This window comes from Vibrio sp. 1978 (genome assembly GCF_033344345.1).
In genome coordinates this window covers 20,097-34,616 of record NZ_JAWPOP010000034.1, presented here as the reverse complement: position 1 = coordinate 34,616, position 14,520 = coordinate 20,097, and the positions used below count along the sequence as shown (strand labels likewise).

Annotated in this window: 14 protein-coding genes; all 14 read left to right on the top strand. The window is 57.6% G+C overall.

Going from position 1 to position 14,520, the window contains the following annotated elements:
- The first annotated feature begins 200 nt into the window (after nt 1–200).
- The 14 genes from R8N49_RS22295 (at nt 201) to R8N49_RS22230 (ending at nt 14,520) form a co-directional block, all read left to right on the top strand.
- Nucleotides 201–536: a TrbC/VirB2 family protein gene (locus tag R8N49_RS22295; protein WP_220237494.1), complete on the top strand. Its 336-nt coding sequence runs from the start codon at nt 201–203 to the stop codon at nt 534–536.
- Nucleotides 537–548: 12 nt separating this feature from the next.
- Complete coding sequence (locus R8N49_RS22290) at nt 549–866, top strand: type IV secretion system protein VirB3 (RefSeq protein WP_041692616.1); 318 nt, start codon at nt 549–551, stop codon at nt 864–866.
- On the top strand, nt 863–3,322 hold the full coding sequence (locus tag R8N49_RS22285) for a VirB4 family type IV secretion/conjugal transfer ATPase (RefSeq protein ID WP_220237493.1): 2,460 nt from the start codon (nt 863–865) through the stop codon (nt 3,320–3,322). The genes R8N49_RS22290 and R8N49_RS22285 overlap by 4 nt, the downstream gene beginning before the upstream one ends.
- Nucleotides 3,319–3,951 carry a type IV secretion system protein gene (locus tag R8N49_RS22280; protein ID WP_112777802.1) on the top strand — a complete coding sequence of 211 codons (633 nt, stop codon included), beginning with the start codon at nt 3,319–3,321 and terminating at the stop codon, nt 3,949–3,951. The genes R8N49_RS22285 and R8N49_RS22280 overlap by 4 nt, the downstream gene beginning before the upstream one ends.
- A 9-nt stretch (nt 3,952–3,960) precedes the next feature.
- On the top strand, nt 3,961–4,221 hold the full coding sequence (locus R8N49_RS22275; RefSeq protein WP_112777803.1) for an EexN family lipoprotein: 261 nt from the start codon (nt 3,961–3,963) through the stop codon (nt 4,219–4,221).
- An 11-nt stretch (nt 4,222–4,232) separates the two neighbouring features.
- Nucleotides 4,233–5,243: a type IV secretion system protein gene (locus tag R8N49_RS22270; protein ID WP_112777804.1), complete on the top strand. Its 1,011-nt coding sequence runs from the start codon at nt 4,233–4,235 to the stop codon at nt 5,241–5,243.
- 160 nt (nt 5,244–5,403) lie between these two features.
- Nucleotides 5,404–5,619 carry a hypothetical protein gene (locus R8N49_RS22265; RefSeq protein WP_114320493.1) on the top strand — a complete coding sequence of 72 codons (216 nt, stop codon included), beginning with the start codon at nt 5,404–5,406 and terminating at the stop codon, nt 5,617–5,619.
- Nucleotides 5,619–6,359, top strand: coding sequence for a virB8 family protein (locus R8N49_RS22260; RefSeq protein WP_114320492.1), 741 nt, complete (start codon nt 5,619–5,621; stop codon nt 6,357–6,359). Before R8N49_RS22265 ends, R8N49_RS22260 begins: the two co-directional genes overlap by 1 nt.
- A gap of 1 nt (nt 6,360) precedes the next feature.
- Nucleotides 6,361–7,197 carry a P-type conjugative transfer protein VirB9 gene (gene virB9, locus R8N49_RS22255; protein ID WP_071818559.1) on the top strand — a complete coding sequence of 279 codons (837 nt, stop codon included), beginning with the start codon at nt 6,361–6,363 and terminating at the stop codon, nt 7,195–7,197.
- A complete protein-coding gene (gene virB10 / locus R8N49_RS22250; RefSeq protein ID WP_112777807.1) occupies nt 7,197–8,423 on the top strand; it encodes a type IV secretion system protein VirB10 in 1,227 nt (408 codons plus the stop codon). Before virB9 ends, virB10 begins: the two co-directional genes overlap by 1 nt.
- The gene (gene virB11, locus R8N49_RS22245; RefSeq protein WP_112777808.1) at nt 8,404–9,435 is read left to right on the top strand and encodes a P-type DNA transfer ATPase VirB11; all 1,032 of its coding nucleotides are present in this window, start codon (nt 8,404–8,406) and stop codon (nt 9,433–9,435) included. Before virB10 ends, virB11 begins: the two co-directional genes overlap by 20 nt.
- On the top strand, nt 9,401–11,338 hold the full coding sequence (locus R8N49_RS22240) for a type IV secretory system conjugative DNA transfer family protein (RefSeq protein WP_012850347.1): 1,938 nt from the start codon (nt 9,401–9,403) through the stop codon (nt 11,336–11,338). Before virB11 ends, R8N49_RS22240 begins: the two co-directional genes overlap by 35 nt.
- A gap of 10 nt (nt 11,339–11,348) precedes the next feature.
- Nucleotides 11,349–14,387, top strand: coding sequence for an LPD7 domain-containing protein (locus R8N49_RS22235; protein WP_114320491.1), 3,039 nt, complete (start codon nt 11,349–11,351; stop codon nt 14,385–14,387).
- On the top strand, nt 14,377–14,520 hold the full coding sequence (locus tag R8N49_RS22230; RefSeq protein ID WP_112777810.1) for a conjugal transfer protein TraD: 144 nt from the start codon (nt 14,377–14,379) through the stop codon (nt 14,518–14,520). Before R8N49_RS22235 ends, R8N49_RS22230 begins: the two co-directional genes overlap by 11 nt.

The following is a 14,520-nucleotide window of genomic DNA, read 5'->3' as shown; positions in this document are numbered from 1 at the left end:
CGTAAAGGGTATGACACTCGTCCAGGGGGAAGATAACAAGTTTCGAATCTACGTAACCCTGACATGGAAGGAGGGCCGGCAACTTTTAGAGACGCAGCGAAAAAAGCCTAGAACCTGGGCCAGCCTAGACCGGCTGGTCCGACATATAAACACCAAATATCGACAAGTGCCTGTTATTCAGTTGGAACTAAGGAGCAAAAATGAAAGCGCAAAAAATGAACGAAAACGCGGCAAAGGGGAACCAGAAAGTTAGCAAATTCCGTCAGGTCATGGCTAACGTCTGGCTTTTGGCCTGCCTTGCACTTCTCCCGGAAATTGCCATGGCCAACCCCATTGAAGAAGGGGTGGATTGGGTCCTGGACCTTCTCACTAACGGCATCGCCCGAAGCGTTGCCATCATCGGCATCGCCATCCTCGGTTATCTCGCATGGGCTGGACGCATCACTGGCGAAGCCTGCGGCAAGTACATCGCGGGTATCGTTCTGGTCTTCGGCGGTGCAACCATCGTTGACCTGATTATCGCGGCCGTATCCTAACAGGAGGTCGGGATGGCATCAGGCACTGATCCGCTATTTGTTGCCGCCACGCGCCCCGCTATGAAGTGGGGCGTCACCCTGGACGGCATTATCATCGGGGGCGGCCTGGTTGGAATCTTCATGATTGCGACCGGCAACCCCTTCACGTTGCTTCTCTACCTGCCAATCCATGGCGTTATGTATCTGCTGTGCCTGCGCGATCCTCGGACGTTCAGGCTGCTTTTGCTATGGGTCGGCACCAAGATGAAATCCCTTGGCTGGAGACATTGGGGAGCATCAACGGCGAGTCCGATGGTCAACACTCGCGCGACAAGGAGGATGCCCAAGTGAAGGCAGAAAAAAGAAAGGTCCAGGAAGTGCCTTGGCACCGTGAAAATTCGGTGGCTGAGTTCATTCCGTACCAGGCTCAAGTAAACGAAAACACCGTCAAAACTCAAGGCGGCGATTATCTCCAGGTCATCAAGCTGGATGGCGTGGCTCATGAGTCCGCCGACCCGGAAGACGTGGAAATCTGGAAGGAGCAGATAAACATTCTGCTTCGCAATATTTCATCGCCTCAAGTGGCGCTATGGACAAACATCGTTCGCCGTGAAAACACCATCTTTCCAGGTGGTGAGTTCGCGGGGGACTTCGACAAGGGGCTGAACGACAAATATTCGGCCTACGTCACCAAAAACAAGATGATGGTCAACGAGCTTTACTTGACCATCGTCTACCGCCCAACGGCCACTAAAGCCCTGGGGTTCTTTTCCAAGATGGAGAAGAACAAAGAGGTTCTGAACCAACAACAATTCGAGGCCATCGAGAAGCTGGACGAAATCGTTTCGATTGCGACCAGTTCACTTAATCGCTATGGCCCGCGTGTACTTAGCACATACATGCGTAACGACATAATCCATTCCGAGGTTCTGGAGTTCCTGGACTTCCTGGTGAATGGTGATTGGATGCCCCGCGCTTTGCCTCGCAAGGTGCTGTCGGAGTGCATGGCCAGGATGCGGCCTTTTTTCGGCGCGGATGCTTTCGAGCTGCGCGGCGTTGTGGACTCCAGAATGGGCGCGGTCCTGGGTATTTCTGAATACCCGGAGGGCACCGAAGCGGGTTTGCTGAATGCGTTGCTGTCGGCACCTTTCCCTTTGGTGCTAACTCAGAGCTTCAATTTCCTATCCAAGGCTATCGCTATCGAGCTGCTGGGCCGCCAGAAAAACCGTCTGGAAACAACCGGCGATCTGGCCGTGTCTCAGGTCGAAGCCATCGACGATGGCCTGGACGATCTGGCCTCTGGTCGTATCGTCTACGGGGAACATCACCTATCGCTGACCGTGTTTGGTGAAGACGCCAGGGACTTGCGCGGCAACCTGTCGGCGGCACGTTCCGAGCTGGCCGATTGCTCTATGGTCGTTGCCCGTGAAGATTGGGCGCTGGCTGCTGCCTATTGGGCTCAACTGCCAGGCAATGCCAAGTATCGCCCGCGCCCTGCGCCTATTTCATCGCGCAACTTTGCCGGCTTCTCCAGCTTCCACAACTACCCGACCGGCGAACGGACCGGCAACCAGTGGGGGCCGGCTGTGACGATGTTCAAAACCACGTCCGGGGCGCCGTACTACTTCAACTTTCATGAGGCGCTGGACAGCTCCAAAGCGAGGAAAAAAGCCGAGCTGGAGCGCGAGAAGGGCGCGGCAGCTCTCAAGGAGCTGGAGGCCAAGGAAGAACAGAAGGCCCTTGGTAACACGCTGATTATCGGGCCGTCAGGCTCCGGTAAAACAGTGGTCCAGGGCTTCCTTATGTCGCAAAGCAAGAAGTTCAATCCGACTCAGGTGATCTTCGACAAAGACCGAGGCCTGGAAATCTACGTGCGGGCCAGTGGTGGCGTTTATCTGCCACTTCAAAACGGTGTGCCTACTGGTTTTAACCCGTTCCAACTGGCGCCGACCGAAGACAACTTGCTGTTCCTTACCGACCTGGTGAAGAAAATCTGCGGCGGCAGTTTCAACAACCAGGAGGAAAAGGAAATCGACAAGGCTGTGCGCGGCGTGATGGGGCTATCGAAGGAAAAGCGCCGGATAGGACGGTGCCTCGACTTCCTGGACCCGGTATCTCAGAACGGCCCCCATGCCCGCTTGGCTAAATGGTGTGAAGGTGGCTCGCTGGGCTGGGTTCTCGACAACCCGGAAGACGCGCTGGACTTCGACAATAACACCATGTTCGGTTTCGACGTTACGGAGTTCCTGGACAACGCCGAAGTACGGACGCCCGTTGTCATGTATCTGTTCCACCGTATTGAACAGCTTATCGACGGCCGCCGCTTCCAAATGTTCATGGACGAGTTCTGGAAATTGCTCCTGGACGAGTATTTCGAGGACCTGGCGCAGAACAAGCAGAAGGTTATCCGTAAACAGAACGGCATCATGGTCTATGGCACTCAGTCGCCTAAAGACGTGCTGCGTTCACCCATTGCCCACTCGCTGATCGAGCAGTGCGCAACCTATGTATTTATGCCTAACCCGAAGGCGGACCGGGCCGATTACGTCGATGGTTTCCATCTGACTGAGCGGGAATTTCAACTGATCAAGGAAGACATGGCACCCGGTTCCCGTCGCTTCCTGGTCAAGCAGGGCCAGAACAGCGTTGTGGCTGAATTGAACCTGAAAGGTTTTGACGACGAGTTGGCGGTTATTTCCGGCACCACGGATAACGTCAACCTAATGACTCAAATCATCGAGCAGCACGGCGACGATCCGGCCGTCTGGCTGCCTATCTTTCACGAGCAACGGAGGTTTGCATCATGAGAAAAACAACTATCGCGGCGCTTCTCGCTACTGCTATCGGCGTCACTCAACCAGCTATGGCGGGCGGGATTCCCGTTATCGACGTATCCAGCCTGACCCAGCAGATTTTGCAGGTTCAGCACATGCTTAACCAAATCGAGCAACTGAAAAGCCAGCTCGAAACGGCCAACAAGGAGCTGGACAGCATGAGCGGCGTTCGTGGCTTGGGTAATGTCATCGACTCGGCCTATGACACTGCCGTGAATGTCGATCCTAACCAGGTGTTGAATGACGCCGGTATCAGGGGGGCGAACGAACACGGCCTGACCGGCGACGTGGCGGACCTGTACGACAGCGGCAACCAGAACACGGCGACCTGGCTTGGCCAGTCCCAAAAGTCCCTGGAACAAGCTCAGGAGCGTTTCAGCGAGCTGACCGGCTTGGTGGCCGAGGTCAACAACAGCCCTGACCAGAAAGACGTCCTGGACCTCCAGGCTCGTATCGGCGCCGAACAAGTCATGCTGCAAAACGAGATGGCCAAGCTGTCCATGCTCCGTTCTCAGGCCGAGGCCAACCAGGCCATGCACAACCAGCGCGTACAGCAGATGACCGTCGAGTCATCCGGCGAGCTACGCGAAGTAGCTTGGTAAGGAGGGAATATGAATTTTTCGTGCGCACGAAATTTTGCAGTCGTGGCCCTGGTCAGCTTCGCGCTGACCGGGTGCTTTGACGACACCAAGGAAACCGGCCCTGTCCATGACGTGGAATGGTTCAAAACTCACGACAACGAACGCCAGGCAACACTGGAAGAATGCGCGAACAACCCCGGCGAGCTGAAAGATACGCCGAATTGTTCAAATGCGCTTGAAGCTGAAAAACAGCTTTCCTCCGGTTCCCTGCACGACGTTAATAACTGGTAAGGGGATTTGTCATGGCGTCCACCAACCTGTTTGAAGCGATTTTCGATAAGGTGGATCAGGCGCTGGATACGTATATAACCAGCACCGCCGGGGACATTATTTCGTTTATAACCCCCATATTCACCAGCTTGTTGATTATCTGGATTGCCATTTGGGGCTACATGATGATGTTCGGCAAGGCCAGCGAGCCTTTGCAGGATGGCGTTTTCCGTATCCTCCGAATTGGCTTCATCATTACCCTGGGGCTGACTGTCGGCACCTACACCGACCTGGTGGTGGACTTCCTGGCAAAAGGACCGGAAACCATCGCCTCGGTGATTACCGGCTCCCCCACGGGTACGTCAGCGGCGACCCTGGATAGTCTCTTTTCTAAGATTTTCGAGGTGTCAGAAGCAGCCTGGGACAAGGGCGGCATCATGAACGGTAATTTCGGGATGTACCTTATCTCGATCATTGTGCTGGTCGTTGGTGCTGCGCTTTCTCTCGTTGTGGCGTTCCTTATCCTGTTAAGCAAGATCATGACCACGGTCCTTCTGGCGATTGGCCCGCTGTTCATCATCATGCTGCTGTTCAACACCACGCAGCGATTTTTTGAAAGCTGGCTAGGCATGGTGATGAACTTCGGATTCATCCTGATACTGGCGGCAGCGATTGGCCAGCTAATGACCTCCCTGGCTGATTCCTATATCAGCTCCATGATGGGCGCGGACGCTAGCACTTTGGCCAACCTGGGCGACGCGGCCATGCTCTGCATCGTCTTTGCCCTCTGCATCCTGGTGGTAAGACAGGTTCCCTCTGTTGCCTCCGCTCTCGGTGGCGGCGTGGCCCTGGCTACGCAAGGCGCTATCGGGTCCGCCATGAATGCCATGCGTCCTTCCACGATCCGCCGCCAGTATCGCGGCTTGCAGCGCGACGCTCGTTATGCCGGCCGTGCTGCTGCAAGCCCATACCGTGGCGCGAAGGCCGGTTATGCCGCGTATCAGAAGCGGTTTGGTTCCGGCAACTCGATCACTGGCATGTAAGGACTGACGGGAAAGGACTCCGCCGCACCATCCGGTGCGGCCATTTCCCCATATTTGGCAATTTTTTGGGCTTTAGCCCATATCAAAGTTTTGTGTTTTGATAATCAAAATGCTATATTTTGATTATCAAGCCAACACACACTGATCAAGGAGAGTTCGAGTGAACCTGAAAACACTAAGCGTTGTTGCAATGGCTCTTTCCCTGGGCGCCTGTGCGTCTGTGCCGCCTCCGCCTCATTGCGAGGACAACGGGAAGGGTATGCAGCCCATCAACCCCGAAATGCTCACTCAGGAGCAAATCAACGCGCACCGCGCCGCGCAGAAGCCGAACTACCAGGCTCAGCACGGCCGCGCCGAACATGGAGGCCGTAACTAATGGAGCCCAACAAGGAAAAGAAGCCGTCCAAGGCGGCCCTGGAAAAGCAGTATTTTGACGAGGCGCGCAGTTGGGACGAAGACAAGACAGACCGCATTCAGCGGTCGGAGAAACGGGCGTGGCGCATCGTCGGTGCTGTCGCGGTGATTGCCGTTCTGGAAGCAATCGGGCTCGCCAGCTTGGCACCCCTGAAAACGGTGGAACCGTTTGTTATCCGCGTCGATAACAACACTGGCGTGGTGGACGTGGTATCGACTTTGACCGATACAGCCGGCGAAGTAGAGGAAGGCGCTCAAGAGGCTTTGGACAAATATTGGCTGGGCCAATATATCCGCCACCGCGAGGGCTATCAGTGGGAAACCCGCGAGTATGACCGCAACCTGGTCGGCCTCATGTCCAGCGCATCGGTTCAACAAGCCTATGCCGCATATACCGACCCGCGCCAGAACCAGCGGGCGCCTGTTTCCGTCTACGGTCGCAACACCGAAGTGGAAACCAACCTGAAAGCCATCAGCATCATCAACACCGAAACGGTGGACGGTGAAACGCGCACAACGGCCCTGGTTCGATACACCAAACAGGTGAAAAGGGCAGGGGAGCGCAGCCCGCTGACCCATTGGGCGGCCACGGTGACTTATACCTACCTGAACTCGCCAATGGACATCGAGAGCCGGCAGCTTAACCCGCTTGGCTTCCAGGTGGTCGGGTATCGCAACGACCAGGAAAGCATCGGAGGCTGACATGATACGAGCAAAATCACTATCTGGTATCGCGTTGGCCGTTTGCCTGGGGTTCGGTAGCAACGCTTACGCCCTGGAGATTCCACACGGTGGGCCGCTGGATCAGCGCGTGAGATTCATTGACTACAAGGCGGCGGAAGTCGTCCAACTGGTCGGCCATTTTGGCTTCTCCACGCATATTCAATTCAGCCCGTCCGAGACGGTCCAACAAATTGCCATGGGCGACAAAGACGCCTGGGAAGTGGCGCCGGTCGGAAATCACATTTTCATCAAGCCGAAGGGTGATGATGCGACCACGAACATGACGGTTATCACGTCACGCCGCGTTTACAACTTCGAGCTGTCAGCGCACTGGTCGCAAAATGGGGCGCACCCGCACCCCAACGATATGCTGTTCCAGGTCAACTTCCGTTACCCCGATGAAATCGCCGCTCGACAAGAGCGCGAGGCGGAAGCCCAGCGACTGCAAGCCCGCTTGAACCAGTCTGACAACCCGGTGCCGGCAAACTGGAACTATTGGGCCAAAGGCTCCGAGGAAGTTACACCGAGCAAGGCTTTCGATAACAACCAGTTCACGTTCCTGACGTTCGACAATAACGCCGAAATGCCGGCCATTTACGTTGTGAACCCGGATGGTTCCGAAAGTCTGGTGAACACGCATATCGACCCGGAAAACCCGGACACCATCGTGGTTCACAAGGTTGCCCGTCAACTTGTCATGCGCAAGGGCAATTCGGTGGCCTGCATCTTCAACGAATCTTACGACCCGGAAGGAGTGACAAACGACACTGGAACCACGATCCCCGGCGTTGAGCGAGTAATTAGAGGGAGTCAATGATGGCTGAGAACAGAGACGATCTGGACCATGAAGGCGTCCAGGATGATGCCGACCGGGGTATGCCGTCCATCAACCAGCGCGGCAAGTCTAGCGGCGGGATGATGCAAAAGGTGGTCGCGGTAGGTGGTGCCATTGTGGTGGTGCTTGCCTTGATCGCCGTGAATGGTGGTTTCAGCTCGGACGAGAAGCCCGAAGAACGAGCGCCGGCATCGAGCGATGCCATCGGCAATCGCCTGGGGCCTGCCCCTGAGCTGCCCGCGCCGCCCGCTCCCCCGGAACCGACCAGGAGCGAGCCGGAACAACCGGAAATCATCCGCACCGGCCAGGTGGCCCCGCCGCCTGCTCCTAGCTACCCAACCAACAACCGGCGTCAAGAGGACCAGCCGCCGACACCACAAGAACGGAAAGCGTCGTCTACGCTGCTGGCGTTTGGCAATGTATCGCGGTCGGGTGGTGGACAAGGTGGCCAGTCTGGCATGTCGGCCGAGGAACGCGCCCGCCAAATGGCCCTACAACAAACCAGTGGCCAGGGTAACGGTGGTTCGATGATGGGCGGCATGGGTGGCGACGCTGAACGAGCGGACGGCCTGGGCGCCGCACTGGAGCCAACCCAAGTTGAAGGGGCACGGGCAAGCCTGATTGCAGACCGCAATATGTTCGTGACTAAAGGCACGTTCTTGGATTGCGCCCTGGAGACGGCCATCAGCTCAGACGTTCCAGGCATGACCAGTTGCCGTCTGACCCGCGACGTGTACAGCACAAGCGGTAAGGTGCTGCTGCTCGAACGCGGTTCGCGCATCGTCGGCCAGTACAAAGGCGGCCTGCAACGTGGCCAGGCTCGAATCTTTGTCCTGTGGAATCGCATCGAGACACCTACTGGCGTAGTGGTCAACCTCGATTCACCGGGCACCGATGCCCTGGGCCGCTCTGGCCATTCCGGTTACGTGGATACGCATTTTTGGGAACGCTTCGGCGGGGCCATCATGCTTAGCCTGATCGACGATGTGGGCACCTACGTGGCCAACGAGGCGTCAGACTCCGGTTCTGGCGGCAACCAGATTCAGTTCGGCGGCACTGCCGAGGCAGCCAAGAACGCTTCCAGCATTGCCCTGGAGAACTCAATCAACATTCCGCCGACACTGGTCAAGCACCAGGGCGACCATATCAACGTCTTCGTGGCGCGTGACCTCGATTTTAGGGGGGTATATGACCTCAAAGCCGATTGATCGCAAAGCGGTGTCACTGCTGGAGTACCTGGGGGTACTCCGGCCCTTCCTGGACGACGCCGATAACACCGAAATCGTGGTGAACAAGCCTGGCCAGGTGATCACCGAAAGCCGGAAAGGCTGGACCTACCACGATGTGCCGGCATTGGACTTTGCCTGTTGTGAACGCCTGGCCAAGCTGACGGCGACCTACTCAGGCCAAAGCCTGGACGAACGCAAGCCGTTACTGTCTGCCACGCTCCCCGATGGGGAGCGTATCCAGATCGCGGTTCCGCCCGCGACTCTGGACGGCCGTATCAGCCTGACCATCCGAAAGCCGTCAACTATCGACTTCACTTTGCAGGACTACCAGGAACAGGGGTTCTTTGACGAGTGCGAGGACTTCACCGACGAGCTGAGCAAGGACGAAAAAACCTTGATCGAGCTGAAAGAGGCCCGCCGCTTTAAGGAGTTTCTGGAGCTGGCCGTGGCCACTAAGAAAAACATCATCGTGTCTGGCTCTACCGGGTCCGGCAAAACGACGTTTTTCCGCTCGCTGTTGAAGCTGGTCCCGGAAGACGAACGCCTGCTGAGCATCGAGAACGTGGACGAGCTGGGCCTATACAAGACCCATCAGAACACCACAAGCCTGTTCTATTCGGCCGGTGGCCAGGGCGTGTCTCCGATCACTCAACAACAACTGCTGGAAAGCAGTCTGCGGATGAAGCCGGACCGCATCTTTGTGGCCGAGCTGATCCGGGGCGATGAAGCGTTCTATTACCTTCGCAACGTCAACAGTGGCCACCCTGGCAGCATCACCACGATGCACGCCAACAGCGCAAAGCTGGCCATTGAACAGCTAGTGCTATTCCTCAAGGAATCAAGCAGCGGCGCGACCATGACCCGCGAAGACATTAAACAACTGCTTTTCATGTGCGTTGACATAATCGTGCAGATTAAAAACGTGCGGGGTAAGCGAGTGGTAACGGAGATTTACTATGACCCTGAATTTAAGCGACGCCAAATGGCTTAAAATTGTGTTACTGCTGGCTGTGCCCATTATCGCCATTGTTGGCTGGGCATGGCTTAGCGGCTATTTCTACCTGGAGCTGGCCGGCCTCGATGGCCGTGCCGCCACTCCTTGGACTCTCTATCAATATTGGTATTACTACGGCGAGGATAAGGCGACACAATCCTGGCTTACCATTTCAGGCCTTGGGGGCCTGATAGTGGTCTGCCTTCCCCTCCTGGTGATCTTCTCACCCGCCAAGCGCAAACTGTTTGGCGATGCCAAATGGGCCACTACCAAGGACATTGCAAAGGCCGGTCTGTTTGCCGATGACGGCATCATAGTCGGCCAAAAAACGTCCTTCATGGGCCTGTCTAAACGATTCCTGGTCTACGGTGGAAACCAACACGCGCTTATGTCCGCACCGACGCGAAGCGGTAAGGGCGTGAGTGTGGTTATACCTACCTTGCTGACCTGGAGCGGTTCAACCGTAATCCTCGACCTCAAACAAGAGAACTGGGATATAACGTCCGGCTTTCGCTCCGCGCATGGCCAGGACTGCTACCTGTTGAACCTGGCGCCTCGAAACCATCGGACCCACCGCTGGAATCCGCTCTATTACATCAGTGACGATCCAGCGTTCCGCATCAACGACATTCAGAAGATTGGCCAGATGCTGTTCCCGAAGATCGACAACGAGGCACCTATCTGGCAATCGTCGGCGCGGTCCCTGTGGCTGGGCATCGTGCTGTATCTGATCGAGACTGACGAGCTGCCCGTTACCATGGGCGAGGCACTGCGTCAGCTCACCATGGGCGACGAACGCCTGGCCGAAATCATCGAAGAACGCCAGGAGAGTGATAACCCGCTGTCCCGCGAATGTTACCTGGCGCTGAAAGAATACTTGGACACCCCGGACAAAACGCGGGGCTCAGTCCGCAAGGGCTTCACGGCCGCCCTGGAGCTGTTCTATAACCCGATGATCGACGCCGCCACGGCAGAAAACGACTTCGACCTGCGCGACCTGCGCAAAAAGCGCATGTCGGTCTATGTGGCGATCACACCCGATGACCTGGACCGTCTGGCCCCTCTCATAAACCTGTTTTTCCAGCAGGTGATCGACCAGAACACCAGGGAGCTGCCCGAGCAGAATCCCGAGCTGAAATATCAGTGCCTGTTGCTGCCGGACGAGTTCACGGCCATGGGTAAAGTCGGCATCCTTTCCAAGAGCATCAGCTATATCGCTGGTTATGGGCTGCGGATGCTGCCCATCATCCAGTCGCCGGCCCAGCTCCGAGAAGTCTACGGCGCCGACGCTACCGAAACCTTCATGGAGAACCACGCGCTTCAAATCATCTTCGCGCCGAAGAACATCAAAGTGGCCAAAGAGATTTCGGAGACGTTGGGCACGACCACGGTCAAGAACAAGTCGCGGACTCGCCAACTGGTCGGCAAAGCCAGCAGGTCGGAAAACGCAAGCGACCATAGCCGCGCCCTGTTGCTGCCCCAGGAAGTGAAGGGCATTGGCGAAAAGGCGGAAATTCTCATCATGGAGAACACCCCGCCAATCCGCTGCGAGAAAGTGACCTGGTACAAGGAGAAGGTCTTTAGCGAGCGGGGGAATAACCTCAAGGCGCTGGAGCAAGGCGACCCGGATGCCATCAAATGGCCCAGCCCGGAAGTGCCGAAGCTGGACCCGAGCAGCCGGAAGATGGGCGAACTTGATTTTCGTTCCAATGCTGTGTCGGAAGCCAATCGGACGGTGATCGAGCGTCCCGTTACAGCCCAGGACATTGAGAATATCGACAGCCTGGACCTGGACAATTTCAGTTGTGACTTTTCGAAAATCGAAGTGCCGAAAGGCGACATTGACGACGAGGCGATGGACGCCCTGGTTAATGACTTCTTCGATGTGATGGCAGCGTAGGGAGGCGGGCATGGCACAAGAACAGATAGCCGACAAAAACACTTACCTGGTGGTGCCCTTCGAGGAAAAGGACGAGGCGGTAAAAGCGGCCGGTAAGCTGCCGGACGGCTCGAACGCTATCACCTTCGATGGTGACAACAAGCTGTGGTACGCCAAGCCAGGCGCCGACCTGTCCAAGGTGTCGCAGTGGGCACCAGACCCGGCCAAGGCCAATTCCACGTCTGCCGAGAATGACCCCCAGGTGGAGTTTGCCCGGACCCTTGAGGCCGAAGGTTTCGTGCTCGATGGCCTCCCGGAAATGGACGGGCGCCGGCATCGGGTGAAGACCCAGGACGACAAGCGCGGCCAACGCACCGGCGTCTATGTCGGATACCTCGATGGAGTCCCGGCCGGCTGGTATCAAGATCACCGGGTTCATGAAGATCCGGTGAAGTGGAAAGCAACGGGCCAGAAGCTGGACCATGAAGCCCAAGCGCACCTCCGCGCCCAGGCCCTCCAACGAAAGATGGAACGCCAGGCTAAACAGGAACGCTCCTACGATCACAACGCCCGACGCGCTGGCCAGGTTTACGCGCTCATGCCGGACGCCACGCCAGACCAGGGATATTTGCAGAACAAGGGCGTGAAGCCTTTCCCTGGTGCCAAAATGGACAAGCGCGGCCGCCTGGTGCTGCCGTTGAAAAATGAGAATGACGAGGTTCGGACGCTCCAACGAATCGACCGCACGGGCTTCAAGTCGTTGAAGAAGAACGGCCAGAAAACCGGCAACTACTTCGTGGTAGGCGACCGCGAGCTGCAAAACGGCGAGCCGATCCTATACGCGGAAGGCTATTCGACTTCGGCCAGCATTGCCGAGGCCACCGGCCGTCCCGTGGTCATGACTGTGGACGCCGGCAACTTGCCGCGAGTGGCCGAGAAGCTGAAAGACAAATACCCGGCCAGCTCGCACATCGTGCTAGGCGACGACGACCGGGACAACAAGGTGAACAAGGGCCGCGAGAAAGCGGAAGAAGCGGCGGCGCTGACCAGCGGCGCGTTTCGTGTGCCAGAGTTCAACGACCAGGAAAAACAAGCCGGACTGACCGACTTCAACGACCTGCATCAATCACGCGGCCTCGATGCTGTGCGGGAGCAAGTCGAACAAATCGTGGCGCAGTCCGCAAAGGTGGAAAACATGAGCGAAGAAAAGAACGAGAAGACTAACGACCCGGTAATAAGCGAAAACTTCGAGCGGTACGTAAATCAGGGGCTCAACCGTGAACAGGAGCAGACCCAAGAGGCACCGCGTAGCCGCTTCGAGCTGGTGAACCAGGCTGGTGAGTCTGCCTATCAGACTGACGACATTCGAGACGCTTTCGCCCGTCAGACGCTGGACCAGAACCACAATAAGGAATACTCGATCCGCGATAACCAACGCGGTGAGATTGCATCGAGCTACACCAACCTGGAAGCGGAAGGCGAACAGCCAACCCGTGGCGTCCAGGCTTCGCCGGCTTTCGTGGCCGAGTTCAACGCCGAGGTGAACCAGGAACACCGCATCCGCGAGCAAATGCCCCTCGATGACCGGATGCACGACAGGGCGGCCGCCCTGATCGAGCAAGCAGAAAGCCAGCCTGTCCAGGAACAGGACCAGGAACGCGCTCAACAGCCAGCCCTGGAGCCGGTCGAGCAAGAGGCGGAACCTGTTCAGGAGCAAGCGCCGGAGGTGGACCAGGAGGAAGCCGCGGCCGATCTGCAGGAAGGTGACGGCGAGAACAGTATCGAGCCGCATATCGAGCAAAAGCAGGAATCCGAGGCCGACAACGACGCCCGTCAGTGGCTCCAAAGCAGCCGCCGCCAGTCGCTGAAAGATATGCTGGCCGAAGAAGAAGCAAGGACCGAGGCGCGGCGCGAACAGCAGGACCGTGAAAACCGCCAAGACCCGGCCAGCCTGCAAGTCGGCAAGCCCGCGCCGGCCGCGCAGCAGGATGACCCATTCGCGGACCAGGAGCAGACGACCTTCAAGCCAGTGGTGCCCGAGAAGGTGGCCAAGTCCTACGTGGAGGTGGAAGGCAAGTATTACTTCGCCGGCCGCCCCGATGCCCTGGCGTTCGTGGACAAGGGCGCTCGTCTGCAAACCAAGCTGAGCAATGCCCAGGTGGCCGGTTCGATGGTTGATATTGCCGAGTCCCGAGGCTGGACAGAACTCCAGGTGAAGGGAACGCAGGACTTCCGCCGCGAAGCCTGGCTGGAAGCTGCATCCCGTGGACTTGAGGTGCGCGGCTACAAGCCACGCGAAGAAGACCTGGCCCGACTCAAGAAGCTGACCAGCGAACGCCAGCCAAACGAAATCGAAGCGCGGGAGCAGGCAGACCAGCCCCGGACCAACCAGGGACAGCCGAGCCGGCCACGTCAGCAACCGGAAGCGGCTAAGCCCAGGGAAGCGGCCAGCCAATCCCAAGGGCAGGCTCAGGAGGCCACACAAGCGACCCAGGAGCCCCAGGCCAGCGAGCCGGTCAACCGCCTAGCGGGCAAGGTAGTGGAGCATGGCAAGGCCCCTTACGAACACAACAAGGACAACCGGGAAAGCTACTACGTCACCCTGGAGAACGCGGACGGCGAGAAAAGCACCACTTGGGGCGTGGACCTGGAACGGGCCATGGAAGAAAGCGGCGCCAAGGAAGGGGATACCGTCGAGCTGGAGAACCAGGGACGCCAGCCGGTGACAGTCAACCGTCCTGTGAAGGATGAACAAGGCAAGGTGGTTCGCACCGAGCAAATCAACACGCACCGCAACAAATGGGACGTGAAGGCCGAAGCACTCCAGGATCGGGAGCGCGATGCTAAAGAGCTGGTCCGGGAGCATCCCGACCTGGTGAACGAGGTTGCCGCTATCAAGGTGGCCGAGAAGTTCAGCCAAAAGCAATTCAGCAACGAGGCCGACCGCGAACGTTTCATGGACAAGGTGCGTACCCAGGTCGCCGGCAACGTATCCAAGGGCCAGCAGGCCCCGGAAGTGAAGCTGCGCGAAGAACGAGTGACCGAGAAGGAGAGCGACAATGAGCGATAAAATTCTGGACCTGAACACCCCTGGCCTGGTGGTCGAAGTGAGCAAGGAAGAGGCGGCCGAGCTGGGCGCCTTCGAAGAAGACGCGCTGAGCGAGGAAGACGCCCAGGAGGCGACCGAAGAACAGGAGGACTAG